Origin of the sequence: Aeromonas simiae (genome assembly GCF_014892695.1) — a bacterium.
GTDB classification, from domain to species: domain Bacteria; phylum Pseudomonadota; class Gammaproteobacteria; order Enterobacterales; family Aeromonadaceae; genus Aeromonas; species Aeromonas simiae.
Genome location: NZ_CP040449.1, coordinates 3,023,480 through 3,048,112, shown reverse-complemented (window position 1 = coordinate 3,048,112; position 24,633 = coordinate 3,023,480). Strand labels below are relative to the sequence as shown.

General features: G+C 59.2%; 31 protein-coding genes. 18 read left to right on the top strand and 13 right to left on the bottom strand.

Translation table 11 applies throughout. The features are described from left to right. The first annotated feature begins 11 nt into the window (after positions 1–11). On the top strand, positions 12–413 hold the full coding sequence (locus FE240_RS14500; protein ID WP_193001904.1) for a hypothetical protein: 402 nt from the start codon (positions 12–14) through the stop codon (positions 411–413). On the opposite strand, the gene FE240_RS14495 is transcribed toward FE240_RS14500, so the two are convergent. Beyond that, a protein-coding gene (locus FE240_RS14495) for an IS3 family transposase (RefSeq protein ID WP_102948393.1) occupies positions 402–1,606 on the bottom strand; the annotation gives its coding sequence in 2 pieces (ribosomal slippage) (positions 402–1,288 and positions 1,288–1,606; 1,206 coding nt in all). The genes FE240_RS14500 and FE240_RS14495 overlap by 12 nt on opposite strands. A gap of 116 nt (positions 1,607–1,722) precedes the next feature. Between FE240_RS14495 and FE240_RS14490 the strand changes: the two genes are divergently transcribed. Then, positions 1,723–3,762 carry a type I secretion C-terminal target domain-containing protein gene (locus FE240_RS14490; protein ID WP_193001902.1) on the top strand — a complete coding sequence of 680 codons (2,040 nt, stop codon included), beginning with the start codon at positions 1,723–1,725 and terminating at the stop codon, positions 3,760–3,762. Positions 3,763–3,815: 53 nt separating this feature from the next. On the opposite strand, the gene FE240_RS14485 is transcribed toward FE240_RS14490, so the two are convergent. Together FE240_RS14485 and FE240_RS14480 are read right to left on the bottom strand one after the other, a co-directional pair. Further along, positions 3,816–4,667, bottom strand: coding sequence for an alanyl-tRNA editing protein (locus FE240_RS14485; RefSeq protein ID WP_193001900.1), 852 nt, complete (start codon positions 4,665–4,667; stop codon positions 3,816–3,818). 86 nt (positions 4,668–4,753) lie between these two features. Beyond that, a complete protein-coding gene (locus FE240_RS14480; RefSeq protein WP_193001898.1) occupies positions 4,754–5,977 on the bottom strand; it encodes an Nramp family divalent metal transporter in 1,224 nt (407 codons plus the stop codon). 226 nt (positions 5,978–6,203) lie between these two features. Between FE240_RS14480 and rpsF the strand changes: the two genes are divergently transcribed. From rpsF to FE240_RS14460, 4 genes are all read left to right on the top strand, one after another. Beyond that, positions 6,204–6,605: a 30S ribosomal protein S6 gene (gene rpsF / locus FE240_RS14475; RefSeq protein WP_042045410.1), complete on the top strand. Its 402-nt coding sequence runs from the start codon at positions 6,204–6,206 to the stop codon at positions 6,603–6,605. A gap of 30 nt (positions 6,606–6,635) precedes the next feature. Further along, on the top strand, positions 6,636–6,866 hold the full coding sequence (rpsR, locus tag FE240_RS14470) for a 30S ribosomal protein S18 (RefSeq protein ID WP_005308890.1): 231 nt from the start codon (positions 6,636–6,638) through the stop codon (positions 6,864–6,866). 52 nt (positions 6,867–6,918) lie between these two features. Next, the gene (gene rplI / locus FE240_RS14465) at positions 6,919–7,368 is read left to right on the top strand and encodes a 50S ribosomal protein L9 (RefSeq protein ID WP_042045411.1); all 450 of its coding nucleotides are present in this window, start codon (positions 6,919–6,921) and stop codon (positions 7,366–7,368) included. 100 nt (positions 7,369–7,468) lie between these two features. After that, the gene (locus FE240_RS14460) at positions 7,469–8,212 is read left to right on the top strand and encodes a ferredoxin--NADP reductase (RefSeq protein WP_193001896.1); all 744 of its coding nucleotides are present in this window, start codon (positions 7,469–7,471) and stop codon (positions 8,210–8,212) included. 47 nt (positions 8,213–8,259) lie between these two features. On the opposite strand, the gene FE240_RS14455 is transcribed toward FE240_RS14460, so the two are convergent. Further along, the gene (locus FE240_RS14455) at positions 8,260–8,820 is read right to left on the bottom strand and encodes a gamma carbonic anhydrase family protein (RefSeq protein ID WP_193001894.1); all 561 of its coding nucleotides are present in this window, start codon (positions 8,818–8,820) and stop codon (positions 8,260–8,262) included. A gap of 94 nt (positions 8,821–8,914) precedes the next feature. Beyond that, on the bottom strand, positions 8,915–10,210 hold the full coding sequence (locus tag FE240_RS14450; protein WP_404800031.1) for an MFS transporter: 1,296 nt from the start codon (positions 10,208–10,210) through the stop codon (positions 8,915–8,917). A 151-nt stretch (positions 10,211–10,361) separates the two neighbouring features. On the opposite strand from FE240_RS14450, the gene FE240_RS14445 reads away from it, so the two are divergent. Then, positions 10,362–11,024 (top strand): adenine nucleotide alpha hydrolase, encoded by a 663-nt coding sequence (locus FE240_RS14445; RefSeq protein ID WP_193001890.1) that lies wholly within the window; start codon positions 10,362–10,364, stop codon positions 11,022–11,024. Between the two features lie 63 nt (positions 11,025–11,087). On the opposite strand, the gene yjgA is transcribed toward FE240_RS14445, so the two are convergent. Then, the gene (gene yjgA / locus FE240_RS14440; RefSeq protein ID WP_193001888.1) at positions 11,088–11,618 is read right to left on the bottom strand and encodes a ribosome biogenesis factor YjgA; all 531 of its coding nucleotides are present in this window, start codon (positions 11,616–11,618) and stop codon (positions 11,088–11,090) included. 114 nt (positions 11,619–11,732) lie between these two features. Here yjgA and pmbA point away from each other — a divergent pair, with 114 nt between their 5' ends. Continuing rightward, positions 11,733–13,076: a metalloprotease PmbA gene (pmbA, locus tag FE240_RS14435; protein ID WP_193001886.1), complete on the top strand. Its 1,344-nt coding sequence runs from the start codon at positions 11,733–11,735 to the stop codon at positions 13,074–13,076. A gap of 60 nt (positions 13,077–13,136) precedes the next feature. Here the strand turns inward: pmbA and murA are convergent, their stop codons facing one another. Genes murA through mlaF form a run of 7 tightly spaced genes read right to left on the bottom strand, consistent with a single transcriptional unit; the run spans position 13,137 to position 17,643 of the window. Next, positions 13,137–14,393 carry a UDP-N-acetylglucosamine 1-carboxyvinyltransferase gene (murA, locus tag FE240_RS14430; protein ID WP_042045418.1) on the bottom strand — a complete coding sequence of 419 codons (1,257 nt, stop codon included), beginning with the start codon at positions 14,391–14,393 and terminating at the stop codon, positions 13,137–13,139. A 19-nt stretch (positions 14,394–14,412) separates the two neighbouring features. Then, positions 14,413–14,670, bottom strand: a complete 258-nt coding sequence (gene ibaG / locus FE240_RS14425) for a BolA family iron metabolism protein IbaG (RefSeq protein ID WP_042045419.1) — start codon at positions 14,668–14,670, stop codon at positions 14,413–14,415. 2 nt (positions 14,671–14,672) lie between these two features. Continuing rightward, a complete protein-coding gene (locus FE240_RS14420) occupies positions 14,673–14,933 on the bottom strand; it encodes an STAS domain-containing protein (RefSeq protein ID WP_042045420.1) in 261 nt (86 codons plus the stop codon). Next, complete coding sequence (mlaC, locus tag FE240_RS14415) at positions 14,930–15,562, bottom strand: phospholipid-binding protein MlaC (RefSeq protein ID WP_042045421.1); 633 nt, start codon at positions 15,560–15,562, stop codon at positions 14,930–14,932. Before mlaC ends, FE240_RS14420 begins: the two co-directional genes overlap by 4 nt. Positions 15,563–15,567: 5 nt before the next feature. Further along, the gene (gene mlaD / locus FE240_RS14410) at positions 15,568–16,056 is read right to left on the bottom strand and encodes an outer membrane lipid asymmetry maintenance protein MlaD (RefSeq protein WP_042045422.1); all 489 of its coding nucleotides are present in this window, start codon (positions 16,054–16,056) and stop codon (positions 15,568–15,570) included. A 7-nt stretch (positions 16,057–16,063) separates the two neighbouring features. Next, positions 16,064–16,843, bottom strand: a complete 780-nt coding sequence (mlaE, locus tag FE240_RS14405; RefSeq protein ID WP_042045423.1) for a lipid asymmetry maintenance ABC transporter permease subunit MlaE — start codon at positions 16,841–16,843, stop codon at positions 16,064–16,066. Next, positions 16,843–17,643: a phospholipid ABC transporter ATP-binding protein MlaF gene (mlaF, locus tag FE240_RS14400; protein WP_193001884.1), complete on the bottom strand. Its 801-nt coding sequence runs from the start codon at positions 17,641–17,643 to the stop codon at positions 16,843–16,845. Before mlaF ends, mlaE begins: the two co-directional genes overlap by 1 nt. 209 nt (positions 17,644–17,852) lie before the next feature. On the opposite strand from mlaF, the gene FE240_RS14395 reads away from it, so the two are divergent. Genes FE240_RS14395 through npr form a run of 10 tightly spaced genes read left to right on the top strand, consistent with a single transcriptional unit; the run spans position 17,853 to position 24,632 of the window. Next, positions 17,853–18,848, top strand: coding sequence for a KpsF/GutQ family sugar-phosphate isomerase (locus tag FE240_RS14395; RefSeq protein ID WP_404800030.1), 996 nt, complete (start codon positions 17,853–17,855; stop codon positions 18,846–18,848). Beyond that, positions 18,848–19,402, top strand: coding sequence for a 3-deoxy-manno-octulosonate-8-phosphatase KdsC (gene kdsC / locus FE240_RS14390; RefSeq protein ID WP_193001882.1), 555 nt, complete (start codon positions 18,848–18,850; stop codon positions 19,400–19,402). The genes FE240_RS14395 and kdsC overlap by 1 nt, the downstream gene beginning before the upstream one ends. Continuing rightward, positions 19,399–19,959 carry an LPS export ABC transporter periplasmic protein LptC gene (gene lptC / locus FE240_RS14385; protein ID WP_042045428.1) on the top strand — a complete coding sequence of 187 codons (561 nt, stop codon included), beginning with the start codon at positions 19,399–19,401 and terminating at the stop codon, positions 19,957–19,959. Before kdsC ends, lptC begins: the two co-directional genes overlap by 4 nt. Further along, positions 19,946–20,467, top strand: coding sequence for a lipopolysaccharide transport periplasmic protein LptA (lptA, locus tag FE240_RS14380; protein WP_193004567.1), 522 nt, complete (start codon positions 19,946–19,948; stop codon positions 20,465–20,467). The genes lptC and lptA overlap by 14 nt, the downstream gene beginning before the upstream one ends. 6 nt (positions 20,468–20,473) lie before the next feature. Next, entirely contained in the window at positions 20,474–21,199 is a 726-nt protein-coding gene (gene lptB, locus FE240_RS14375; protein WP_193001880.1) for an LPS export ABC transporter ATP-binding protein, read from the top strand. 53 nt (positions 21,200–21,252) lie between these two features. Beyond that, entirely contained in the window at positions 21,253–22,692 is a 1,440-nt protein-coding gene (locus FE240_RS14370; protein WP_193001878.1) for an RNA polymerase factor sigma-54, read from the top strand. Between the two features lie 21 nt (positions 22,693–22,713). Further along, positions 22,714–23,001: a ribosome hibernation promoting factor gene (gene hpf / locus FE240_RS14365; RefSeq protein WP_042045432.1), complete on the top strand. Its 288-nt coding sequence runs from the start codon at positions 22,714–22,716 to the stop codon at positions 22,999–23,001. Position 23,002: 1 nt separating this feature from the next. Further along, positions 23,003–23,449, top strand: a complete 447-nt coding sequence (ptsN, locus tag FE240_RS14360; protein ID WP_042045433.1) for a PTS IIA-like nitrogen regulatory protein PtsN — start codon at positions 23,003–23,005, stop codon at positions 23,447–23,449. 47 nt (positions 23,450–23,496) lie between these two features. Continuing rightward, a complete protein-coding gene (gene rapZ / locus FE240_RS14355; protein WP_193001876.1) occupies positions 23,497–24,363 on the top strand; it encodes an RNase adapter RapZ in 867 nt (288 codons plus the stop codon). Continuing rightward, positions 24,360–24,632 (top strand): PTS phosphocarrier protein NPr, encoded by a 273-nt coding sequence (gene npr, locus FE240_RS14350; RefSeq protein WP_193001874.1) that lies wholly within the window; start codon positions 24,360–24,362, stop codon positions 24,630–24,632. Before rapZ ends, npr begins: the two co-directional genes overlap by 4 nt. The last annotated feature ends 1 nt before the right edge of the window (position 24,633 follow it).

Genomic DNA, 24,633 nt, shown 5'->3' with positions numbered 1-24,633 from the left:
CAGGGACCGATATGAAATGGACAGTGGGGTTATTCCGGATGGGGATGGTATGGCTGGCCCTGTCCAGTCAAGGTGTATGGGCGCAGGCCTCCTTGCAAGAGGTGCGCGTCAATCCGCAGATCTCGGGGCGTATTGAATTAGAACTTTCCTTCAGCGAGCCGGTTTCCGGTATCACGGATCGACTGAGCTACCAGCCGGATAGGTTGCGGCTGCATATTCCCGGTGCTGTTGGCACATTAAAAGACAATCCCTTGCCAATACGACAGCAAGGGATCAGCGACGTTCGGGTGGAAAACCAAGGCACAGGGCTGGATATAGAGATAGGAATGGATGAATTAATGCCCTATCAGGTGAACCAGCAGGGTGGATTTGACCCCATAGGTCCAGACACTTTTTCCCGCTTAGGGTTGTGATACCCGACTGCGCAGAAATTCCCGTGGTGAACGGTATCCCAAGGCGCTGTGCGGGTGGTGCTCGTTATAATGCTCAAACGCGATAGCCAAATTGCCTACCGCTGTTCGGCTATCCGGTTTTGGCATCATCTCGATATAGTCTCGCTTCATCGTCTTCACGAAGCTCTCCGCTATACCGTTACTCTGTGGGCTTCTCACTGCTGTCGTTCTGGGCTCCAACCCGATTTCTCGTGCAAACGCGCGGGTCTCATGGGCTCGATACGCCGAGCCATTATCAGTCAGCCACTCCACCGGTGATGCCGGCAACGAATCCCCAAAGCGATGTTCGACAGACCTCAGCATGACATCTTGCACAGTGTCACTATCGTAACCCCCAGTACTGGCCGCCCAGTCCAACGCTTCCCTATCGCAGCAATCCATGGCGAACGTGACACGTAGTTTTTCACCGTTATCGCAGCGAAACTCGAAGCCATCTGAGCACCACCGTCGATTGCTCTCCTTGACGGCAACACGCCCCTTATGTGCCTGCTGGGCCAATGGTGCAGCTGGTTTTCTTTCCAGCAGCAAGCCATGTTCGCGCATGACGCGATATACCCGCTTAGCGTTTACCACAGGTTGTTCTGTTGCCTCAGACTGACGCCGTAACAGCGCCCAGACCCGGCGATAGCCATAGGAGGGAAGCTCTGCCATCGCCTCCATGATACGGCCAAGTAAGGCTGCATCATCACGCTGGCGATGATGACGACCATCTTGCCAACCCGGTTTTCGATGAACACGAACGGATAGCTGCGCACGCGATACATTAAGAGCCTGGCTCACAGCACTTAATCGTCGTCCCCCGGCAACAAGGGCGCATGCGCAATCCATTTTTTTGCTCGACCATACTCCACGGCTTCTTTGAGGATCTCGTTCTCCATGGTCTTCTTCCCGAGCAGACGCTGAAGCTCTCGGATCTGCTTGATGGCAGCAGCCAACTCGGAAGCAGGAACAACATCCTCACCGGCGGTGATCGCCGTGAGAGACCCTTCTTGGAATTGCTTACGCCATTTGAAAAGCTGGTTTGCGTTGACGTCGTGCAAGCGAGCAACATGAGAGACGGTCATCCCGGGCTCAAAGGTCTGCTGCACGATGGCGATCTTTTCTTGTGGAGTCCGGCGTCGACGGCGCTCGGCCCCTGTTAACACTTCGACCATCTTCTCGTTGTGACTAGTACTGAACATAGCTCCAAGACTACCTCTTAAGTTAAGAGGGGCGAAGTGTCTGGATCTTCAAGGGGCCAATCTACTCTGTTGCAAATGGTGAGTTGACATTGACAGACCTCGGTGGTGGTGAGTTCGGGTATATTTTCGAAGCCAATGCGAGTGCCGATGTCGGGAGGTATACATTTGGTGTCACTATCCGGGATGGTGACGGTGATGAAGAGTTGAAGGAGATTTCTTTCAATATTATCAACATCGGCCCGGTTGCAGGTGAAGATAAGTATGAATTAAATAAAGATGATTTCATTCCTAAAGAGGTGGTGATCGCCGGTAGTGGTAGCGATATTTGGGTGAAAGGCTCGGTTATAGATGGCAGTCTCACTGGACCAAACAAAGGCAGTATGACCGTTGGTAACAATGATGCGGGCGGTAAAAATATCAATGTAGACTCTGATCTTATTGGTATGACAAATGAAGATTTTTTCTCAATGTTTTTCTCTTCAAATGGAGAAGGTGTTTGTTTCGATGAGTTAGAGTCCGCCGGGGTGTTGCATGTTATCACAGGGAGTGATAACGATATCCTCTCTGCGTTGCACGAGATTGACATCGATGACCCAAGAATTATTGTGCTTCGCCCAGATGATGGAACATTGAATCTGTCAGGGAAGCTTGATCTTTCTGCTAATGGCATGCCCATTATTGTTGACGGTCACGTATCGTCATCTGCGAATAATTTAACCATCAATGGTTTTTTGTATGTGAAAGGTAATTATAGCGGGAAAGGTAATGTCACTGTCGATGGTTGTCTGGTCATTGAGGGGGATGTTAATTTAGGCTCGTCAATTCATGTCAATGGCTCTGGTGATGGTAGCATCAGTGTCATTGAGGGGGATGTGGAGCCCATCAAGATTGAATTTGATGATCTTCTGAATAATGACCACGACCCTGATGGCGTATTACCTATTGGGGAAGAGTTATACCAGTCCATCTTTGACTCTATATCGACAAATATTCCCGGCTTTATAAAACAAGAGCTCAGGGATACGAGCGGTAATCTGATCGGCGTGCAGTTTATGCCTGTCAAAGATGATAATGGTAATTATGGCGATGGGTTCGAGTTTACATACACCATCGTTGACGCTGATGGAGAGACGTCGACGGCTAATGTGACCGTCACCCTGAAAGAGGCGGCTATTCAGGCCGAAGAGGAGGGTGAGTGCGGTAGTGTGATGGGCACCTCCCGCTTCGCGGCGCCAGAGCCAGAACCTGCGGGGGCCTTTAGCCATCTGCAAGCGCTGATCGCTGGCCGGCTAGGCGTGGGGGTGGAGGCGCTGACCCTGACCATGATGCTGGGTTACATCCAGCAGCATGGGGATGAGCTAGGCATCAAGGTATCAGAGGCCATGGCCGCAGAGGGGCCGCTGGCGCAGGAGATAGCGCAAGGGGACGCCCTGCTGGTGTCTGCCGATATGTCGGATACGGTGGTGAGTCTCGGCGCCGCCGAGATGGTGACTTTCCTCGGTCAATTGCAAAGCCTCACCGGCGCCGTCAGTGCCGACCCGGATCTGCTGTTACAGACCATACAGAACATGGATGTGGACACGCTCGGGGAGGTGGCGCGCGAGCTGGAGTTGGTCTCTTTCAAGGGCGGAGCCAACTCCTTGCTGCAAGGGGGGCAAGGGGATGATGTGCTGCTCTCGGTGGGAGCTAACGACATCTTGGTGGGCGGAGCTGGCGATGACATTCTGGTCGGCGGCGCCGGGGATGATGTGCTGGCCGGTGGTGCTGGCAATGACGTCCTGATCGGAGGCAGTGGCGCCGACACCTTTGTCTGGCAGGCCGGCGACGAGGGAACGGGAGAGCGCCCCGCCGTGGATCGGGTGCTCGACTTCAATCGTCACGAGGGGGACTGCCTCGATCTGCGCGATTTGCTGCAAGGAGAGAGCGGAGCCTCCATCGATCAGTACCTCTCTTTGCTGGAGCGTGACGGCAGCACCGTCATTGCGGTGAAGACGACGGGCAGCGGCGCGGTCAATCAGGAGATCGTGTTGGAAGGCGTCAGCTTCGCCGACTTGGGGGGCGGCAGTGGCAGTGAGCTGCTCAATAGCATGTTGGCGGACGGCCTCATCAAGGTCGATGAGATGATGTGATGGCCAGGAGGGTCACCAAGGCGAGGGGAAACCCTCGCCTTTTTCGTTGGCCGTCATGGGGTGACCCGGGTATGCAGGGTGAAGCCCTCCTCGCACGGCGCGAGTGTCACCTCGACACGGCCCAGCTCACCTAGCGTGTCGGCATGGGTGCCGCCGCAGGGGATGGTGATGCGGCGCCCCTCCAGTTCACAGTGCCACCAGCGCGAGTCGATGATGGCTTCACCGTCGCGGCTGCGCTCTATCTTGCCCCCCGCAGCCAGCCAGGTGGCGAGCTGAGTGTTGATGGCCTCGGCGATAGTGGGCAGCGCCGCCAGCAGTTCGGCCCCCATCACCCCCTTCTTGCGCAGGCTTTTACCAATACGGTACTGCTCGAAGGAGCCCAGCGGCTCGACCCGTGAGCGGGTGATGGCGAGGCGATCGAAATCGGCTTGGCCCAGGGCGTCGCGCTCGGCCGGCTCCTTCTTCCAATAGGGGGCGAGGGCCCGGTTCAGGGCCAATGCCGCCAGATGGCAACCGCTGTGACCGAGTGAAAGCTGCCGGCGCGCCTCACCATCGACCCGTAGGGTCACCGGGGTGCCCACCGTCAGTGGGTAATGGCCTGCCAGCGGATGCACCACCACGAAGGCCCAGCCGGGCTCTCCGCGTTTGACGGGAATGTCAGCATCGACAAACAGGGCGCCCTGCGGGCTGATGGCGCCCATGCGGCAGGGAGAGACCCTGGCCTGACCCCCCTCCCAGAGCAGGGTGCCGCTGTCGCCGGGTTGATCGGGCCAGAGATGGCTTTGCGGATGAAAGGGGGAGAGGTCGGTCACGATCAGGGTGGAGTCGGTTGCGGGTTGGGTAAGCAGGACACGGGCCTGCTCCTCGAGGTGACCCAGCACGAAGCTGACGCGGGTGTGTTCCATGAGATCCTCCTTCGAACGATGGAAGGGAGGATACCGCAAAAGAGGCGGGCAGCTCATCGGCGTAATGGGCCGCCCGTTTCCCGGTGTTAAAGCAGCGAGGCCAGCAGATAGGCGTTAAGGGCGATCACCAGGGCGACGATGATCCGCCCGAGCGCCCGGGTCAGCGGCCGGTTGCGGTATTCGCCCATCAGGGTGCGATCCCCGGTGAGCAGCAGCAGCGGAATGAGCGCCAGTGCGATGCCAAAGCTCAGCACCACCTGGCTCATCACCAGGATTTCGGTGGTGTTGAGCCCCATGGCGATCACCACGAAGGCGGGCGCCATGGTGATGGCCCGGCGTAGCCAGAGCGGGATACGAAACTGCACGAACCCCTGCATCACCACCTGGCCTGCCAGGGTGCCGACCACGGTCGAGCTGACGCCCGAGGCCACCAGTGACAGGCCGAACAGGGTGGCGGCGGCCTGTCCCAGTAACGGGGTCAGGGTGGCATGGGCACTCTCGATGCCTGCGACATCGTGATGGCCGCTAGCGTGAAAGGCGGCGGCCGCCATCGCCATCATGGCCAGATTGACGAACCCGGCTATGGTCATGGCGATCGCCACGTCGGTGCGGGCGCCCCGCAGCCGCTGGGGAATATCGCGGTGCGGGTCGGTGCTCTGGGTCAGGGCCGAGTGCAGGTAGATGACGTGGGGCATGACGGTGGCCCCCAGCACCCCGGCGGCCAGATAGATAGCCTCATTGTTGGGCAGCCCCGGCAACAGGACGCCTTCGACCAGGCTCGGCAGGTGGGGGCGTGAAAACAGCAGCTCCACCACATAGGCCAGCGCCACAAACAGCAGCAAACCGCCCACCACCAGCTCGAGTGGTTTCTGGCCCCGGCTTTGCAATGAGAGGATGCCCCAACTGACGATAGCCGTCAGGCCCGCTCCTTCTAGCAGGGTGACGCCAAGCAGCAGCTGAAATCCCACCGCGGCGCCGATGAATTCGGCCAGATCGGTGGCCATGGCGATGATCTCAGCCTGTACCCAGTAGGCCCAGACGGCAGGCCTTGGCAGCCGGTCTCGGATATGCTCGGCCAGGTTCTTGCCGGTGACGATGCCCAGCTTTGCCGACAGCCCCTGCACCAGCATGGCCATCAGGTTGGCCCAAACCACCACCCACAGCAGTTGATAGCCAAATTGGGAGCCGGCTTGGATATTGGTGGCGAAGTTACCCGGATCGATGTAACCGATGGCGGCGATGAAGGCGGGCCCGAGCAGGCTCAGTCTGAGCTTGCGTTGGCGTGGCAAGGAGAGCGAGGCGGGTTGCATGATGTGACCTCCATAACGGGATGCATCGAGCATACATGCAATTGAGAATCACTATCAATTGATTGTGCGGATGGCTGTCATCGATTTTCTGCGCACCCGTTGCTTCCTCCGGAGGGATTTCGTACAATACGCCGCCCTAGAAAGCAGCGTCAACACACACACGTTCCTTGCCTCCGAGGTTTGGCTGCACCCGGGCGGAGGCTGATTAACCCGTAAGGAGCTGATAATGCGTCATTACGAAATCGTCTTCATGGTTCATCCGGACCAGAGCGAGCAAGTTCCTGGCATGATCGAGCGCTACACCGGCGCCATCACCACTGCCGGTGGTAAGATTCATCGCCTGGAAGACTGGGGCCGCCGTCAACTGGCTTACCCGATCGAGAAGCTGCACAAGGCGCACTACGTTCTGCTGAACGTGGAAGCCGAGCAGGCTGTTATCGACGAACTGGAAACTAACTTCCGCTTCAACGATGCCGTTATCCGCAACATGATCATGCGCACCAAGCACGCCGTGACTGAAGTTTCTCCGATGGCCAAGGCCAAGGAAGAGCGTTCTTCTTTCCGTCGTGACGACGTTCGCAGCGAAGAGTCTGCCGAAGCTACCACTGAAGCTTCCGCAGAAGAGTAATTCCGGATCACAGACTAGAGGATAAAGGCAATGGCACGTTATTTCCGTCGTCGCAAGTTCTGCCGCTTCACCGCCGAGAACGTAACCGAGATCGACTACAAAGATATCGTTACCCTGAAGAACTACATCACTGAATCTGGCAAGATCGTACCGAGCCGTATCACCGGTACCCGTGCCAAGTATCAGCGTCAGCTGGCTCGCGCCATCAAGCGCGCCCGTTACCTGGCTCTGCTGCCGTACACCGATCTGCACAACAAGTAAGAATCGGTCCGGCGCTTACGCCTAACTCAACGAAATTTATAGAGGAAAGGTAATGCAAGTTATCCTGCTCGATAAGATCGCCAAGCTGGGCGGTCTGGGTGACCAAGTTAATGTTAAGCCTGGTTTTGCCCGTAACTTCCTGATCCCGCAAGGCAAGGCTGTGATGGCGACCAAGGCCAACATCGCTTCTTTCGACGCTCGTCGTGCCGAGCTGGAAGCCAAGCTGGAAGCCACCCTGGTTGCCGCTCAAGAGCGCGCTGCCAAGCTGGGCGAACTGGCTGCCGTCGTTATCGCCTCCAAGGCCGGTGACGAAGGTAAGCTGTTCGGCTCCATCGGTACCCGCGACGTGGCTGATGCCATCACCGCTGCTGGCGTAGCCGTGTCCAAGAGCGAAGTTCGCATGGGCAACGTTCTGCGTTCCACCGGCGAGTACGAAGTTTCCGTTCAGCTGCACGCTGACGTGAAGGCGACCGTACAAATCCAGGTTGTTGCTGGCGAGTAATCGACAGTTCATCTGGTAAAAAAACCCGCGCATTGCGCGGGTTTTTTATTGCCTGCCGCCGGGGTAGAGTGGAGATCGTCAACCTCAGAGGAGGCGTTCCATGACTGACTGGGTGGAAGGCCGCGTGCTTGAGCGCACCGACTGGACCGATACTCACTTCTCATTGCGGGTTCAGGCGAACCTGCCCCCCTACAAGGCTGGCCAATTTACCAAGTTGGCCCTCGTCGACGGCGAGCAGAAGGTGCAGCGCGCCTATTCGTTCGTCAACCCTCCCAGCGCGCCCTGGCATGAGTTCTATATCGTCGAGATCCCGAACGGGCAACTGACCCCTCGCCTCGGCAGCCTGCAACCGGGCGATGCCGTGCTGGTCGCGGCCAACCCGACCGGTTTTCTCACCCTCGACGAGATCCCCGCCGGACGCGATCTCTGGATGCTCTCTACCGGTACCGCCATCGGGCCATTTCTCTCGATCCTCGCCGACGGTGAGGTGGCGATGCGTTTTGACAACCTAGTGCTGGTGCACGGAGTGCGCTTTGGCCGCGAGCTGACCTACCAGCCGCTGCTGCGCCAACTGGCCGAGCGTTATGGGGAGCGTTTCAACTATGTGCCCATGGTCAGTCGCGAGCCGTGGCAAACCGCGCTGCCCGGTCGAATTCCGGCGGCGATCGGCAGCGGTGCGCTGGAGCGGCGGGTCGGTCTTGGGATCACCCCAAGTCAGAGCCAGGTGATGATTTGCGGCAACCCCGAGATGGTGCGCGACACCCAAGGGGTGCTGCTCGAGCGAGGTCTGGTCAAGAACCTCAGGCGCAAGCCCGGCCAGATCAGCGCTGAGAACTACTGGTAAACACAAAGGGGGCCTATGGCCCCTCTTTCATGCGGGTTAATGCAGGATCAGAACTCGTTGGAGAGCGCCTTGTAGCCCTTCACCAGATCGATATTGGCGTGCACCACGTCCTCCGAGAACTCGGTCGCATCGACCGTGACCTTGGGAATGCGCTCGAGATCGCTCTGCTGGCTGATGTGAGTGGTGGAGGGGACATAGAACTCGGGAGGCAGGTCACAGCCGTCCACCACCGAGTTGTGACGCACCACGCAGCCATCGCCGATGTGGCAGTTAAAAAGCACGCTGTTGAAACCGATGAAGACCCGGTTTCCCACGCAGCAGGGGCCGTGCACTATGCTGCGGTGGGCGATGGAGCTGGACTCGCCGATGGTGACGGCGGCGCCCGATTTTGAGTGGATCACCACCCCATCCTGAATGTTGGAGTTGGCGCCGATGACGATGGGCTCCATGTCACCGAGTTCGTCGACCTCGTCGGCACGGATCACCGCATAGGGGCCGACGAAGACGTTCTCGTGGATGATCACCTTGCCGCAGATGATGGCGGTCTTATCGATGTAGGCGGATTCGTGAATGACCGGCAGGTGGCCGGAGGGGTTCTTGCGGATCATGCTGCTTCCCGTGGTTGAAATTCACTCCTTGCAGGCCAGCCAGCTTACGCCACCTTGATAACAGGTGAAACTCTAAACTGGTCTGGCCAAGCGTTTAGGCCGGTTGCGCAATCCGGGCGGCCCTTCTTTGCTGCTGCCACAGCAGCAGGCCAACGGCGAAGCCGACGGCACTGATGGCGGTGACATAGTGGGAGGGGGCCAGCACATCCTCTTTCATCCACAGGGTAACCAGCATGGGGGTGAGGCCACCAAAGATGGCGTAGGCGACGTTGTAGGAGAACGACAGCCCGCTAAAGCGCACCGCAGGCGGGAAGGCATGCACCATGACGTGGGGGACGGCCCCCACCAGTCCGACGGCGAAGCCGGCCAGGGCGTAGTGGGCATAGAGGGCATCGCTACCGCCGAGTAGGCCGCGATAGAAGAGGTTGACCGTGACGGCCAGCAGCACCGAGCCGAGCAGGAAGGTGCGGCCGCTGCCGATGGCGTCACAGAGGCGGCCATAGACGACGCAACCCAGAGTGAGCGCCAGGATCGCCAGCGAGTTGGCTTGCAGGGCATCGGCGGGGGCGATGGCATGCACCTTTTGCAGGTAGGTCGGGGTCATCAGGATCACCACCACGATCCCGGCCGAGAGCAGCCAGGTGAGCAGCATAGAGATGACCACACTGCTCCTGTGCTCGCGCAGTACGGTGCGCAGCGGCAGCTCCTCGGCCAGCGCCTTGCTCGCCTGCAACTCGGCAAACACCGGGGTCTCGTGCAGCCAGCGGCGCAGGTACATGGCGAGGATGCCGAACACCCCGCCGAGCACGAAGGCCAGACGCCAGCCCCATTGGCTCACCTCGCTCGGGCTCATTCCCTTGTTGATGGCGGTGGCGACCAGAGATCCGAGCAGAATGCCGGCGGTCAGGCCGCCGGTCAGCACGCCGCAGGCGACCCCCACCCGTTTGGCGGGGACGTGTTCAGCCACGAAGACCCAGGCGCCCGGCACCTCGCCACCGATGGCGGCCCCTTGCAGGATACGCAGCAACAGCAGCAGCACAGGAGCTAGGATGCCGAGGGTGGCGTGGGTCGGCAGCAAGCCGATGAGCAGGGTCGGCAACGCCATCAGGATGATGCTCAAGGTGAACATCCGCTTGCGGCCGACCAGATCGCCGAAGTGGGCCATGATGATGCCACCGAGCGGACGTGCCAGGTAGCCGGCGGCGAAGATACCGAAGGTCTGGAACTGGCGCAGCCATTCAGGGATGTCGGGCGGGAAGAACAGCTCACCGATCACCACGGCGAAAAAGACGAAGATGATGAAGTCGTAAAATTCCAGCGCGCCACCGAGGGCAGCCAGCCCCAGCGTCTTGTAGTCCTGCCGGGAGAGGGGGCGGGTGTGTGTGCTCATGTCAGTCCCTGTTGTTGTCATCCTGAAGTGGTGGTGCTGGGCGGCACCATGTTGCGAGGGTAAGATGCGCCGGTAGCGGCTGTAAATCGCGCAATCTGCAACACTGTCTTGCGTTTCCCGGCCATGGCCGGAAGAAGGGAGATCACCAATCATGGGAAGGGTTCTGCTCTCATGGAGCAGTGGTAAAGACAGCGCCTGGGCGCTGCACCGACTGCGTCAGCAGCCTGATATCGAGGTGGTGGGGCTGTTTACCACCACCAACGAGGCGTTTGAGCGGGTGGCTATCCACGGGGTGCGCAATGCGTTGCTGTATGCCCAGGCTGAGGCGCTCGGGCTGCCTTTGCACCTGATCCCGCTGCCGTGGCCGTGTAGTAATGCCGATTACGAAGCGCGCATGGGGGCGTTCGTCACCCGTTGCCATGCCCTGGGGATCGATCACTTCGCATTTGGCGATCTGTTTCTCGCCGATGTGCGGCGCTATCGGGAAGAGAAGCTAGCCGGGTGTGGCATCACCCCACTCTTTCCGCTGTGGGGCATTCCGAGCGATGTGTTGGCCAGTGAGATGCTGGCGGGCGGTCTCAAGGCGACCGTGAGCGCCTGCGATCCGGCCCGGGTGCCGCGTCAGGTGGCAGGACACCCATTCGATGCCGATCTGCTGGCTCAGCTCCCCGACGATGTGGATCCGTGTGGCGAGCGCGGTGAGTTTCATACCTTCGCCTGGGATGGCCCTATGTTTCGCCACCCGGTGGCGTGCCGCATCGGCGAAACGGTGGAGCGGGAGGGGTTTCTCTACACCGACTTGCTCCCGGCGTGATGGTGGGCGGGCCAGAAAAAAAGGGATGCCGATGGCATCCCTTTTCGTGTGTCACAGCTTGGTTTACAGCAGATCTTCAATCTCGCTGCGCAGGTACTGGAACAGCTCGCGGTAGGCGGCGGGCGGCTTGTTGTGCTCGCGCTCCTTTTGCACCGAGCGCAGCAGCTGGCGCAGCTTCTGGCGATCGAGCTCGTGGAACTGGCCGAGCAGCTCGTTGATGGCGACATCCCCTTCATCGATAAGGCGCTCACGCCACTGCTCCAGCCGGTGCTGGCGGGCATTGGCGGTGGCATGACGGTTTTTGATGATGGAGAGCGCCTCGGCGATGGGCTCCACGTCACGGCTGCGCATCAGACGGCCGATGAACTGCAAGTGGCGGCGGTAGGCCTCGTTCTTCTTGGGCTTGAGCTTGTGGGCCAAGGACACGGCGTCAGCCAGCTCTTCGTCGAGGGGGATCTTCTCCAGCTCGCTCGGCTTGAGGTCGACTATCTCCTCACCCATTGTCTGCAACGCTTCGGCGTCGCGCTTGAGCTGGCTCTTGCTGGGGCCCCAGTCTTCCCACTCGTCGTGCTGGTCGTCGTTGAAATGACTCATTGGTCTCGGATCCTGTGATTTTATTCGCACGGGTTGGCCGATATGTTACCAGCTTCTCCCGCCCTTTGCTGGGCTCTGTTATGCTAGGCCCTTTCCCTTAATCAGACTGGATGTATGGATCAGCAAGCGCAAATCCGTCAGGAGCAGGCCCAGCTTGAGGCCGCGGTGGCCGAGGCCCTCGATATTGCCAAGGAGCTCGGTGCCTCGCTGGCCGAGGTATCCATCAGCAAGCAGACCGGGCTGTCGGTCAACACCCGCGGTGGCGAGCTGGAGAGCATTGAATTCAATAAGGATGGTGCCTTGGGGATCGCCGTCTATCGGGATGGTTGCAAGGGTTCCTCTTCCACCACGGATCTTGGCCGCAGCGCCATCCGCGCCTGTGTCGAGGCCGCCATCGAGATTGCCCGCCACACCTCGCGCGACGAGGCGGCGGGCCTGGCCGATCCCGAGCTGCTCGCCTGGGAGGCGCCGGATCTTGAGCTCTGTCATCCGGTCTCGCTCGATCCGGCCGAGGGCACGGCGCTGGCGCTGGAGTGCGAGCGGCTGGCCTTGGGGCGCGATCCGCGCATCAAGCATTCGGATGGCGCCGGTTTTACCAGCCATCTCGGGGTCAAGGTGTATGGCAACAGCCACGGCTTTGTGAAGGGCTACGCCGCATCGCGCCACTCCTTGAGCTGCGTGCTGATCGGCGAGCAGGATGGCGACATGCAGCGCGACTACGGCTGGAGCTGCCACCGCCGCATGGAGGGTCTGTGGAGCCCGCAGCGCATCGCCGACGAGGCGGTGGAGCGCACCGTCTCCCGCCTTGGCGGACGCAAAATTGAGACCCGCCAGGCCCCCGTTCTGTTTCACCCCGACACCGCCTCCGGCCTGTGGGGCCATCTGGTGATGGGGATCAGCGGTGGTAACCTCTATCGCAAGTCGAGCTTCCTGCAAGAAAAGCGTGGGGAGATCATCCTGCCCGAGTGGCTCTCTATCACCGAGCACCCACACCTCAAGGGGGCGCTGGCCAGTGCGCCGTTCGATGGTGAAGGGGTACGCACCCGCGATCTCGACATTATCCGTGATGGCCGCCTGATGACCTGGCTGCTCACCTCCTACTCGGCGCGCAAGCTGGGGCTCACTTCCACGGGGCATGCCGGCGGTATCCACAACTGGCAGGTCTCCCACAGTGGTCAGGATTTTCAGGCGTTGCTCAAGGAGATGGGCACGGGCCTGCTGGTGACCGAGCTGATGGGGCAGGGGGTCAATATCGTCAACGGCGATTACTCCCGCGGCGCAGCCGGCTTTTGGGTTGAGAACGGTGAGATAGCCTACCCGGTCGAGGAGATCACCATCGCCGGCAACCTGACCGACATGTACCGCCACATCGTGGCGGTGGGCAGCGACGCCGACGAGCGCTCCAGCCTCAAGACCGGCTCTGTGCTCATCGAGAACATGAAGCTGGCTGGCCACTGAGTGCGGGCAGACAAATAAAAACGGCGCCTTGCGGCGCCGTTTTTTTATAGGCGATCAGGATTACTCCTTGATGCGCTCGATGCAGCCACCAAGGCCTTGCAGCTTCTGCTCGATGTTCTCGTAGCCACGGTCGATGTGATAGATGCGATCGACGATGGTGGTGCCTTCGGCCACGAAACCGGCCAGCACCAGACTGGCGGAAGCGCGCAGATCGGTCGCCATCACCTGGGCGCCCTTGAGGTGCTCGGCGTCGCGGCAGATGGCCACGTTGCCCTGCAGCTCGATGTCGGCACCCATCCGCACCAGCTCCGGCACGTGCATGAAGCGGTTCTCGAAGATGGTCTCAGTCAGCATGCCTGTGCCTTTGGCCACCGTGTTGAGCACGGTGAACTGGGCCTGCATGTCGGTCGGGAAGGCCGGGTAGGGGGCGGTCTTGATCGTCACCGGCTTGAGGGTACGGCCGGTCATGTCCAGGCTGATCCAGTCTTCGCCCTTGTCGACCAGCGCACCGGCCTCTTCCAGCTTGACCAGCACCGCCTCGAGCAGGCTCGGGTCAGTGTTGCGGCAGACAATCTTGCCACCGGTCACGGCGGCGCCGACCAAGAAGGTGCCGGTCTCGATGCGATCCGGCTGTACGCGGTAGCTGCCGCCGTGCAGACGCTCGACCCCGTCGATGGTCAGGGTATCGGTGCCTGCCCCCTGGATCTTGGCGCCCAGAGTGTTGAGGAAGTGAGCCAGATCGACCACTTCTGGCTCGCGGGCCGCGTTCTCAATCACGGTGCGACCATCGGCCAGTACGGCCGCCATCATCAGGTTTTCAGTGCCGGTGACGGAGACCATGTCCATCAGGATGTGGGCGCCCTTGAGACGACCGTCGACGCGGGCCTTGATATAACCCTCTTCGATGGTGATCTTGGCACCCATCAGCTCCAGGCCGTGTACGTGCAGGTTGACCGGACGCGCTCCGATGGCGCAGCCGCCGGGCAGGGAGACGTCGGCCGCGCCGTAGCGGGCAGCCAGGGGGCCGAGCGCCAGGATCGAGGCGCGCATGGTCTTCACCAGCTCGTAAGGGGCAACGTGGTTGTTGACCGCCCCGGTCAGCACGGTGACGTTACCGTTGACCTTGGTGGAGGCGCCCAGCATCTCCAGGAGCTTGACCGTCGTGGCCACGTCTTTGAGGCGCGGCACGTTGGAGAGTTGTACCTCTTCGTCACACAGCAGGGTGGCAAACAGGATGGGCAGGGCGGCGTTCTTGGCGCCAGAGATGGTCACTTCACCGGAGAGAGTGCAGGGGCCGGTGATCTTGAATTTGTCCATTTACGTTTTCTTTACCTGATCAGGAGGGCAGCAAAAATTTGCGTTCGCGGCTCCACTCGGCCGGGGTGAAGGCCTTGATGGAGAGCGCGTGGATCGCGTTGGTGGCAATCTTGTCCATCAGCGGGGCATAGATGGCCTGTTGTTTCTTGACTCGGCTCATGCCGTCGAACATGTCGCCGACGGCAATAACCTGGAAGTGACTGCCGTCGCCCTTCACATGCACCTCGGTCAGGGGCAGTGCGGCCAGCAGCAGCGCTTCGATTTCAGAGACTTGCATAGTCATCCTTGGGATTCGATAGAAAACAGGTCGGCCACGCCATAGAGGGTGGCCAACTTGGTGAAATCATCGGGAACCGAGGTCAGCAGGGGGATGGCGCCGCGCTCGCGCACCGCCTTGCCCCACTTGACCATGAGAGCGATACCGGCGGAGTCGAGGGTGAGCACTTCACACAAGTCCATGCTCTCGTCTTGCCACCATTGCTGGCGGATCTCCCACAGGCGCTTGACCTGCTCCCCTTGCAGGTTACCGCTCAGTTTCATTTCTTGAGTACCAGCGGCTTGGCGTTGTGATCTTCAAGCTGCTTGATGACGGCGTCGATGCCGTTCTGGCGGATGAGGCCACCTAACTCGCTCTGCTTGGCAGAGAGCAGGCTGATCCCCTCGGCCACCATGTCGAAGGCTTTCCACTCGCCGGTCTTGTTGTTCTTGCGCAGCTTGAACTCAAGGTTGATGTCCGGCTTGCCCGCTTCCAGCACGTTCAGGTTGACGGCGGTGATCTCTTTCCCGTCGAGCGCCTTGGGCTGCTCTACCTTGACCGTTTGCTTGTCGTAGTGGGCCAGGGCATCGGCGTAGGAGCTGATCATGTACTCGGTAAAGGCGTTGACGAAGGCGTCGCGCTGGGCCGGGGTGGTCTGCTTGATCTGGTTGCCAAGCACCTTGTAGGCCGCGAAACGGTTGTCGATGTAAGGCAGCAGCTCTTCACGGATGATGACCCGCAGGTGATCCGGGCTGGCCTTGATCTGGGGCTGATCCGATTTGAGACGGGCAAAGGTCTTGTCGGCCGCCACCTGAACCAGGGTGTAAGGATCGGCAGGATAGCTGGCTCGGGCGGTCAGGGAGAACAGCAGGGTGGCCATCATGCCGACGGCCAGCAGAATTTTCTTCATCATTGTTGTTACTCCTTAGCGGTTGAGTCGTCGGACTTGCTGTAGAGGAATTTACCGATCAGATCTTCGAGTACGATGGCCGATTTGGTGTCTTCCAGCGTGTCGCCATCCTTGAGCTCCTGCGTCCCCATCTCGGCGTCGGTAAAGCCCGGCACCAGGCCAACATACTGCTCGCCGAGCAGGCCGGAGGTCAGGATGGAGAGGGTGCTGGTATCGGAGAACTCACCGGCCGATTTTTGCATCTGCATGGTGACCAGGGGCACCTGGCTCTTGGCATCGAGGCCGATATCGGTGACTCGGCCAACGACCACACCACCGACCTTGACCGGGGAGCGCACTTTCAGGCCGCCGATATTATCGAAATGGGCGTAGATCGTATAGGTCTCCCCTTCACTCTTGAAGCTGATCCCCGCGATCTGAAGTGCTAGGGCCAGGATGGCGGCGATGCCGGCCAGCATAAAGGCGCCGACCAAGAATTCTATTTTGCTGAATTTCATATTGACCTTATCCGAACATGACTGCAGTGAGTACGAAATCCAGGCCGAGCACGGCCAGGGACGAATGCACCACGGTGCGGGTTGTAGCTTGGCTGATGCCGGCCGAGGTCGGCTTGGCGTCATAACCGTTAAACAGGGCGATCCAGGTGACCACCATGGCAAAGATCAGGCTCTTGATGGCGCCTTGCATGATGTCCTCATGCCAGTCGACCGAGGCCTGCATCGCTGACCAGAAGCCCCCTTCGTCCACGCCGAGCCAGTCGACCCCGACCAGCTTGCCACCAAAGATGCCGATCAGGCTGAACATGAAGGCGAGCAGCGGCATGCTGATGACGCCGGCCCAGAAGCGCGGGGCAACCACCCGGCGCAGGGGATCGACGGCCATCATCTCGAGGCTGGAGAGCTGCTCGGTGGCCTTCATCAGGCCGATCTCGGCGGTCAGTGCCGAGCCCGCTCGCCCGGCAAACAGCAGGGCGGTGACCACGGGCCCCAGCTCGCGCAGCAGCGAGAGAGAGACCAGCGGCCCCAGGCTGCCTTCGGCGCCGAAGTCCTTGAGCACGTTATAGCCCTGCAACGAGAGCACCATGCCGATGAACAGGCCAGAGACCAAAATGATGGCGACCGATTGCACGCCCACCACGTAGAGCTGCTGGATCAGCAGCGGAAAGTGTTTGCGCGGTGCCGGCTTGCCCGCCAGGGCGTGGAACAGCATGATGCTGGCCCGTCCGACCGAGGTGATGAAGCGAACGCCGCGCTGGCCAGTTTGGCCGATGAAGTCAATCAGCATCAGAGATCCTGTAGCAGTGCGCCGGCCGGGAAGTGGAACGGCACAGGGCCATCCGGCAGGCCGTTGAGGAACTGCGCCACCTCGGGGTTATTCTCACGACGCAGTTGGTCGGGAGTCCCTTCGGCTACCACCTTGCGGTTGGCGATGATGTAGGCGTAGTCGGCGATGGTCATCACTTCGGTGACGTCATGGGTGACGATGACCGAGGTGATGCCGAGCGCATCGTTGAGATCGCGGATGAGCTTCACCAGCACCCCCATGGTGATGGGGTCCTGTCCGACAAACGGCTCGTCATACATGATGAGATCCGGATCGAGGGCGATGGCGCGCGCCAGTGCGGCGCGCCGTGCCATGCCGCCGGAGAGCTGGGAGGGCATCAGGTGAGCGGCGCCGCGCAAGCCAACCGCTTCCAGCTTCATCATGACGATGGTATGGATCAGCGCCTCCGGCAGGCCGGAGTGTTCGCGTAGCGGGAAGGCCACGTTGTCAAATACCGTCATACCGGTAAACAGCGCGCCACTTTGGAACAGCATGCTCATGCGCTTGCGAAGCTCGTAGAGGCGTGAGCGTGACAGGGTCGGCACGTTCTCGCCATCAAACAGCACTTCACCACTGCTCGGTTTGATCTGGCCGCCGATGAGACGCAGCATGGTGGTCTTGCCGATACCGCTCGGCCCCATGATGGCCGTCACCTTGCCACGCGGTATACGCAGGCTGATGCCGTCATAGAGCAGACGGTCGCCATGGCTGAAGGTGAGGTTATTGATGGTAATTAGGTCGGGATTCAAGCCGTGATCCATCCAGTTGTGACAAGGGACAAATTTTAGGGGCTAGTCTAGAGCGAAGCAACGACCGGGAACAACTATTGAGCAACGGGTCGGGGGGCTGAGCGCGACAGTTTTCTGTTGCTAAATCTCTCCACAAGTATCGAGGGGCGCCCGATTCGCTTATATTGGCAGAGTTTTTTATAATCCCGCCCCTCATATATCTCTTCGGAGCCTCATTAACCATGTCTGATGTCAGTGCCAAGGTGCCCGTCATGTCCCGTTTTTGCCGCAGTGCCAGCCAGGTGCTGGAGATTGAGCAGCAGGCCATCGCCGGGTTACACCAGTACCTGAACGAGGCGTTCGATCGCGCCTGCGAGATGATCCTGCATTGCGGCGGCAAGATAGTCGTGACCGGAATGGGCAAGTCGGGGCACGTCGGCAGCAAGATTGCGGCCACTTTGGCCAGCACCGGGACGCCGGCCTTCTTCTTGCACCCGGGTGAGGCGAGTCATGGGGATCTTGGCATGATCTCCGAGGGGGATCTCATCATCGCCATCTCTAACTCGGGCGAGAGCGACGAGATCCTGGCGCTGTTGCCGGTGCTCAAGCGCCGTGGCATCCCGCTCATCAGCATGACCGGCAAGCCGGAGTCGACCATGGCGCGTGAGGCCAACGTGCACCTGTGCATCCGGGTCGAGCGCGAGGCCTGTCCGCTCGGACTGGCGCCGACCTCCAGCACCACCGCGACCCTGGTAATGGGGGATGCCCTGGCCGTTGCCCTGCTCGAAGCGCGCGGCTTTACTGCCGATGACTTCGCGCTCTCCCATCCCGGCGGTGCGCTGGGTAAGCGTCTGCTGCTGCGAGTGAGTGATATCATGCATGCTGGCGACGCGCTGCCTCTGGTCAGCAACGAAGCCAGCATCAGCGAGGCGCTGCTGGAAGTGAGTCGCAAGGGGCTCGGTATGACTGGGATCGTCGCGGCCGACGGGACTCTGGCCGGCATCTTCACCGACGGAGATTTGCGCCGCATTTTGGATCAGCAGGTGGATATCCATCACACCTCCATCAGCCAGGTCATGACGGCGAACGGCATTACCGTGGGGTCGGAGATGATGGCCGCTGAGGCGGTCAAACTGATGGAAACAAGAAAAATCAATGGTTTGCTGGTCGTTGATGCCCAGCGCCGCCCGCTGGGCGCCTTCAACATGCATGACCTGCTGCGGGCGAGGGTGATCTGATGGCCGAAATCATGACCCCTTATGGCAGTGTATCGGCCGAGCTGTTCGAACGGGCGGCTCGCATCCGGCTGCTGATCTGCGATGTGGATGGCGTGCTCTCCAACGGCTTCATCTACATGGGCAACAACGGGGAAGAGTTCAAGACCTTCTGTACCCGTGATGGCGCTGGCATGAAGGCACTGATGCGTGCCGGCATCGAAATTGGCATCATTACCGGGCGCTCGTCGCGTATTGTCAGCGATCGGATGAGCAGCCTGGGGGTTCGTCATCTGGTGCAGGGGGCGGATGAGAAGCTGCCTCACTTCGAGCGGTTGCTGGGCGAGTTGGGGCTCTCGGCTGACGAGGCGGCCTATATCGGGGACGACACCATCGATCTACCGGTCATGCAGGCCTGCGGGCTTGGCATTGCCGTCGCCGACGCCCACCCGCTGGTGCGCAGTCAGGCCACCATGGTGACCCGTATCCAAGGAGGCTTTGGCGCTGTGCGTGAAGTCTGTGATCTTATCCTGCAAGCCAAGGGGCTGCTGGATGCCGGCCAGGAGACATCGACATGAATCGCCAGACCTTGATGTTTGCCGTTCTGTTTATTGTAGCGTTAGCCTGTTGGCGGGTACTCGACCGTAAACCCGATGAGCTGGCTGGGCCCAAGAAGGAGCATTTCCAACCCGATTTTGTCGTGCACGATGTGGTGACGCGTCAATATGACAAGCAGGGGCGGCTGACCGAACGTTTGACCTCCCGTTACGCTGAGTATTTCCGGGCCATTGAGATGGCCAACTTGCAGCAACCCGAGCTGACCCTTTACAACGAAAGCGGCGTTCCCGAGTGGCGAGTGAAAGCCAAGGAAGGGGTATGGAATGCCAACGACAGCGCCGTGCTGCGTAATGAAGTGCATGCCGATGGTCTGCTGCCGGATAGTTTTGTCAAAACCTTGGATACCGAATACATGGAGTTGGATCTGACCAACCAGGACGTGCGCAGCAACAAGCAGGTTCTGGTGGTTGGCCCCTCCTTCCAGACTCAGGGGGTCGGCCTGCGCGGCAACCTGAATACCCGTTACTTTGAATTACTGGAACAGAGTCATGCGATCTATTTCAATGAAAAACGCTAACCTGGCCCTGGCGGCCCTGCTCTGCTGTGGCGCTTTGCAGGCCAAGCAGTCCGACTTCTCCGAGCCGGTCTATGTGGATGCGGTGACTCAGACAGCCGAGTTGCAGGATAACCGCCTCACCTTCAATCAGGATGTGACCATCAATCAGGGTACCATCAAGATCAAAGCCGATAAGGTGGTGGTGGTGCGCAGTGGTGAGAAAGGGTCCGAGGTGATGACCGCCTACGGCAAGCCCGCCACCTTCTTTCAGATCCTCGATAACGGTAAGCCGGTCAACGCCCATGGCGACACCATCCGCTACGAGCTTAAGAAGCGCTTGGTGACCATCACTGGAAAGGGCCAGCTCAAGCAGGAAGACAGCCAGATCAACGGTGATGTGATACGGTACGACATCGTCAAACAGAAGATGGTGGCGGAGAGCAATCAGCAGAACTCCAGGGTCAAGACGGTCTTCCTGCCGGATCAGATGGAAAGCTTCGACAAGCCAACCAATGGCAAGAAGGAGTAATCACAGATGGCGGTATTGAAAGCAGTTGGCCTGCAAAAGAGCTACAAGGGGCGTCAGGTTGTCAGCGAAGTGAGCCTCGAAGTGGGAACCGGCCAGATCGTGGGGTTGCTTGGTCCGAACGGCGCCGGTAAGACCACCTCTTTTTACATGATAGTGGGGCTGGTACAGCGGGATGAAGGCTGCATCACTATTGATGAGCGCGACATCAGTACCCAACCCATGCACGAACGAGCACGTAACGGTATCGGTTATCTGCCACAGGAAGCCTCCATCTTTCGCCGTCTGTCGGTGTTTGACAATCTGATGGGGGTAATGGAAACCCGTAAGGAGTTGACCCGTGCGCAGCGGGAGGAGAATGTTGAGCAACTGCTTGAGGAGTTCAACATCACCCATATCCGCGATAGCCTGGGTCAGAGCCTCTCTGGTGGTGAGCGTCGCCGGGTGGAGATCGCCCGTGCGCTGGCGGCCGATCCTCGTTTCATTTTGCTTGATGAGCCCTTTGCTGGCGTGGATCCGATTTCTGTGATTGATATCAAGAAGATCATCCAGCACCTCAAGGATCGCGGCTTGGGTGTCTTGATCACCGACCACAATGTCAGAGAGACTCTGGATGTGTGTGAGAAGGCCTATATCGTCAGTCACGGCAAGATGATAGCGGAGGGAACACCGAGCGAGATCCTGGCGGATGAGCAGGTCAAGCGGGTCTATCTGGGTGATCAATTCAGTCTATAGTAAGGGGGAAGCCCCGGGCCCGAGCGCTGAACAATAAGGATATTCCAACATAGATGAAGCCGACACTGCAGTTGCGTCTGGGTCAGCAGTTGACCATGACGCCACAACTACAACAAGCAATTCGTCTGCTCCAGCTCTCCACCCTGGAACTTCAGCAGGAAATCCAGCAAGCCCTCGAGAGTAACCCCTTGCTGGAGCAGGAAGAAGTCGAACCTGATGTCACCTCCCTCGACAGTGCCTCTGATAACAGCCAGATGGACTCTTCAGAGGCCATGTCACAGGAACAAATGCCCGATGAGTTGCCGGTCGATACGACGTGGGATGAGATCTACTCGGCCGGTACGGCGCAGCTCGCTGCCCCCAGTTTCGATGGTGAAGATTCTGTCTACCAAGGGGAAACGACCGAAAACTTGCAGGATTATCTGCTGTGGCAGATGCGATTAACCCCGTTTTCTGATGTGGATGCCGCCATTGCGCTGGCAATTATCGACGCAGTGGATGAGTCCGGCTACCTGACCGTCTCCCTTGAGGATATTCATACGGCAGTCAGCTCGGATGAGTACGATGTGGAGATGGACGAGGTGGAAGCTGTGCTCAAGCGAGTACAGCGTTTTGACCCGGTTGGGGTGGCCGCCCGTTCTGTGCAGGAGTGCCTGTTGATCCAACTGGGGCAGTTTGCACCAGACCTGCCCTGGCTCAAGGAGGCCATTGAGGTGGTCACCCATCATATGGATCTGCTAGGTGCCAGGGACTACCGGACGCTAGCCCGCAAGACTCGGCTTAAAGAAAGCGATCTCAAGGAGGTGCTGGATCTGATCCAGCAGCTGGAGCCTCGCCCTGGTAACAGCGTGGTGCAGGGGGATTCCCAGTACGTGATCCCAGATGTGTCCGTGGTGAAGAAGGGGAGCAAATGGGTGGTCGAGCTTAATCCGGATAGCGCCCCGCGCATCCGGGTCAACGAGACCTATGCGGCCATGGCACGAAGTGCCCGCAACAGCTCAGATACCCAATTCATCCGCTCTCACCTGCAAGAAGCTCGCTGGTTTATCAAGAGCCTGGAGAGCCGCAACGATACTCTGCTCAAAGTGGCGAGTTGTATCGTAGAACAGCAACAAGGTTTTTTTGAGTACGGTGAAGAGGCGATGAAGCCCATGGTACTCAACGATATTGCCGAGGCGGTCGAGATGCATGAGTCGACCATCTCACGGGTGACTACCCAAAAATATATGCATACCCCACGCGGTATTTTCGAGCTCAAATATTTCTTCTCGAGCCACGTCAACACCGAAGGGGGAGGAGAGTGTTCATCGACCGCCATCAGGGCTTTGATCAAGAAGCTGGTGACGGCCGAAAACCCTGCTAAGCCGCTCAGTGACAGCAAGATCACCGATCTGTTAGCGGAGCAGGGGATCATGGTGGCAAGACGGACCATCGCCAAATATCGCGAGTCCCTCATGATCCCACCATCTAATCAGCGCAAGCGCCTGGTGTAGGCACAACATAAGGAAGACGTTATGCAAATCAACCTGACTGGACACCATGTAGAGATCACTGAAGCATTGCGTGATTATGTCACCGGCAAGTTTGCCCGGCTGGAGCGCCATTTCGACCATATCAATAACGTCCATGTGGTTCTTAACGTTGAAAAACTCAAGCAGATTGCCGAAGCCAAGCTGCACGTCAACGGGGGCGAGGTTTTCGCTAATTCCGAACATGCCGATATGTATGCAGCCATCGATACCTTGATTGATAAGCTGGATCGGCAGATCATCAAACACAAAGACAAGCTACAGCAAAAATAACATGCAACTGGAACACATATTGAGCAGGGACTGTACCAAGAGTGCAGTCCCTTGTAGTAGTAAGAAGCGCGCTCTGGAACTCATCAGCGAGCTAGCCGCCGATCACCTCGGCACTTCCCGACAGGCTCTTTTTGAGTGCCTGCTGGCCCGTGAAAAGATGGGAAGTACCGGCATCGGTGCTGGTATCGCAATCCCGCACGGCCGCATTGATGACGAGTTCCCGCCGACCGCCGTGTTGATGACCTTCGCAGAGCCCATTCCTTTTGATTCGGTCGACAACCAGCCTGTCGATCTCCTGTTTGCCCTGCTGGTACCCGAGAGCGAGTGCAAGCAGCACCTGAAGACCCTTTCCTTGATGGCCTCCCGGCTTGGTGATAAGGCGATTTGCCGCCAATTGCGCCAAGCGGGCAGTGATGAAGAACTCTACCAGATCATGATTTCGGCCTGATCCCTGGTTGGTCGCCGTTTCACCACCTGCATTCTGAGGAGGAAAGTATGCAACTCATCGTCGTCAGTGGGCGTTCCGGCTCTGGCAAGACCGTGGCTCTGCGGGTGCTGGAGGATCTTGGCTACTACTGTGTCGACAACTTGCCCGTCAATCTGTTGCCACAGTTGATCGTGGCAGTGGAGGGGCAATACGACCGGCTGGCCGTCAGTATCGATGTGCGCAACTTGCCTGCCACCTCAGACAAGCTGGAGAACCTGTTGCAACAGGTGCGTGGCGATGGGCGGGTAGAGTACATCAGTTTCTTCTTCGATGCCGAGAACACCACTCTGCTCAAGCGCTATGGCGAGAGCCGCCGTCTGCACCCCCTGTCACGTGATCACCTTTCACTGGATGAGGCGATCCGCAAGGAGACCCACCTGCTGGCTCCGCTCTCCTCCACCGCAGACCTGCGCATCGATACGACCAACCTCAGCATTCACGATCTGAGCGAACTCATCAAGACACGGGTACTCGGCAAGAAGGAGAATGAGCTGGTACTGGTGTTCGAGTCGTTTGGTTTCAAATACGGGATCCCGAAGGATGCTGACTTCGTCTTCGATGCCCGTTTTTTACCGAACCCGCACTGGATCCCCGAGCTCAAGCCCTACACGGGCAAGGATGAGCCGGTTGCCCGTTACCTCGCCAGCCAACCCGACGTGATGCAGTTCACCTTACAGATCGAGAACATGCTGGCTACCTGGCTCCCTCATCTGGAGCGTAATAACCGCAGCTATCTGACGGTCGGGATCGGTTGTACCGGTGGTCAGCATCGCTCGGTGTTCATCGCCGAGCAGTTGGCCTCCTCTTTCCGTGCTCTGGGCAAGAATGTGCAGATCCGCCACCGTACCCTCGATAAGAGCAAGGAGGGGGCATGACGCTGCATGCCTCGGTCGAGGTTAGAAACAAGCTGGGAATGCATGCCAGGCCTGCGATCATGCTCTTTGAGCTGGTGCAGAAGTTTGACGCCCAGGTGCTGCTGCGCAATGAGGCCGGTGTCGAGGCGGAAGCCAACAGCATTATCGCCATGTTGATGCTGGAGTCGGCGCAGGGGGGCAATATCGAGGTGCTGGTTGAAGGCCCGGAGGCGGCGCCGGCGCTGGAGGCCGTCATCGCACTGTTTGCCAGCGGGTTTGATGAAGAGTAAG

Coding starts and splice junctions, on each gene's coding strand:
- FE240_RS14450 (WP_404800031.1), bottom strand. CDS start 10,210: ATGAGCACACACACCCGCCCCCTCTCCCGGCAGGACTACAAGACGCTG.
- mlaD (WP_042045422.1), bottom strand. CDS start 16,056: ATGAAATTCAGCAAAATAGAATTCTTGGTCGGCGCCTTTATGCTGGCC.
- hpf (WP_042045432.1), top strand. CDS start 22,714: ATGCAAATCAACCTGACTGGACACCATGTAGAGATCACTGAAGCATTG.
- FE240_RS14480 (WP_193001898.1), bottom strand. CDS start 5,977: ATGCAACCCGCCTCGCTCTCCTTGCCACGCCAACGCAAGCTCAGACTG.
- FE240_RS14395 (WP_404800030.1), top strand. CDS start 17,853: ATGTCTGATGTCAGTGCCAAGGTGCCCGTCATGTCCCGTTTTTGCCGC.
- lptC (WP_042045428.1), top strand. CDS start 19,399: ATGAATCGCCAGACCTTGATGTTTGCCGTTCTGTTTATTGTAGCGTTA.
- ptsN (WP_042045433.1), top strand. CDS start 23,003: ATGCAACTGGAACACATATTGAGCAGGGACTGTACCAAGAGTGCAGTC.
- rplI (WP_042045411.1), top strand. CDS start 6,919: ATGCAAGTTATCCTGCTCGATAAGATCGCCAAGCTGGGCGGTCTGGGT.
- kdsC (WP_193001882.1), top strand. CDS start 18,848: ATGGCCGAAATCATGACCCCTTATGGCAGTGTATCGGCCGAGCTGTTC.
- pmbA (WP_193001886.1), top strand. CDS start 11,733: ATGGATCAGCAAGCGCAAATCCGTCAGGAGCAGGCCCAGCTTGAGGCC.
- FE240_RS14485 (WP_193001900.1), bottom strand. CDS start 4,667: ATGGAACACACCCGCGTCAGCTTCGTGCTGGGTCACCTCGAGGAGCAG.
- yjgA (WP_193001888.1), bottom strand. CDS start 11,618: ATGAGTCATTTCAACGACGACCAGCACGACGAGTGGGAAGACTGGGGC.
- murA (WP_042045418.1), bottom strand. CDS start 14,393: ATGGACAAATTCAAGATCACCGGCCCCTGCACTCTCTCCGGTGAAGTG.
- mlaC (WP_042045421.1), bottom strand. CDS start 15,562: ATGATGAAGAAAATTCTGCTGGCCGTCGGCATGATGGCCACCCTGCTG.
- ibaG (WP_042045419.1), bottom strand. CDS start 14,670: ATGCAAGTCTCTGAAATCGAAGCGCTGCTGCTGGCCGCACTGCCCCTG.
- npr (WP_193001874.1), top strand. CDS start 24,360: ATGACGCTGCATGCCTCGGTCGAGGTTAGAAACAAGCTGGGAATGCAT.
- FE240_RS14420 (WP_042045420.1), bottom strand. CDS start 14,933: ATGAAACTGAGCGGTAACCTGCAAGGGGAGCAGGTCAAGCGCCTGTGG.
- FE240_RS14445 (WP_193001890.1), top strand. CDS start 10,362: ATGGGAAGGGTTCTGCTCTCATGGAGCAGTGGTAAAGACAGCGCCTGG.
- lptB (WP_193001880.1), top strand. CDS start 20,474: ATGGCGGTATTGAAAGCAGTTGGCCTGCAAAAGAGCTACAAGGGGCGT.
- FE240_RS14500 (WP_193001904.1), top strand. CDS start 12: ATGAAATGGACAGTGGGGTTATTCCGGATGGGGATGGTATGGCTGGCC.
- rpsR (WP_005308890.1), top strand. CDS start 6,636: ATGGCACGTTATTTCCGTCGTCGCAAGTTCTGCCGCTTCACCGCCGAG.
- mlaE (WP_042045423.1), bottom strand. CDS start 16,843: ATGCTGATTGACTTCATCGGCCAAACTGGCCAGCGCGGCGTTCGCTTC.
- lptA (WP_193004567.1), top strand. CDS start 19,946: ATGAAAAACGCTAACCTGGCCCTGGCGGCCCTGCTCTGCTGTGGCGCT.
- rpsF (WP_042045410.1), top strand. CDS start 6,204: ATGCGTCATTACGAAATCGTCTTCATGGTTCATCCGGACCAGAGCGAG.
- rapZ (WP_193001876.1), top strand. CDS start 23,497: ATGCAACTCATCGTCGTCAGTGGGCGTTCCGGCTCTGGCAAGACCGTG.
- mlaF (WP_193001884.1), bottom strand. CDS start 17,643: ATGGATCACGGCTTGAATCCCGACCTAATTACCATCAATAACCTCACC.
- FE240_RS14460 (WP_193001896.1), top strand. CDS start 7,469: ATGACTGACTGGGTGGAAGGCCGCGTGCTTGAGCGCACCGACTGGACC.
- FE240_RS14455 (WP_193001894.1), bottom strand. CDS start 8,820: ATGATCCGCAAGAACCCCTCCGGCCACCTGCCGGTCATTCACGAATCC.
- FE240_RS14370 (WP_193001878.1), top strand. CDS start 21,253: ATGAAGCCGACACTGCAGTTGCGTCTGGGTCAGCAGTTGACCATGACG.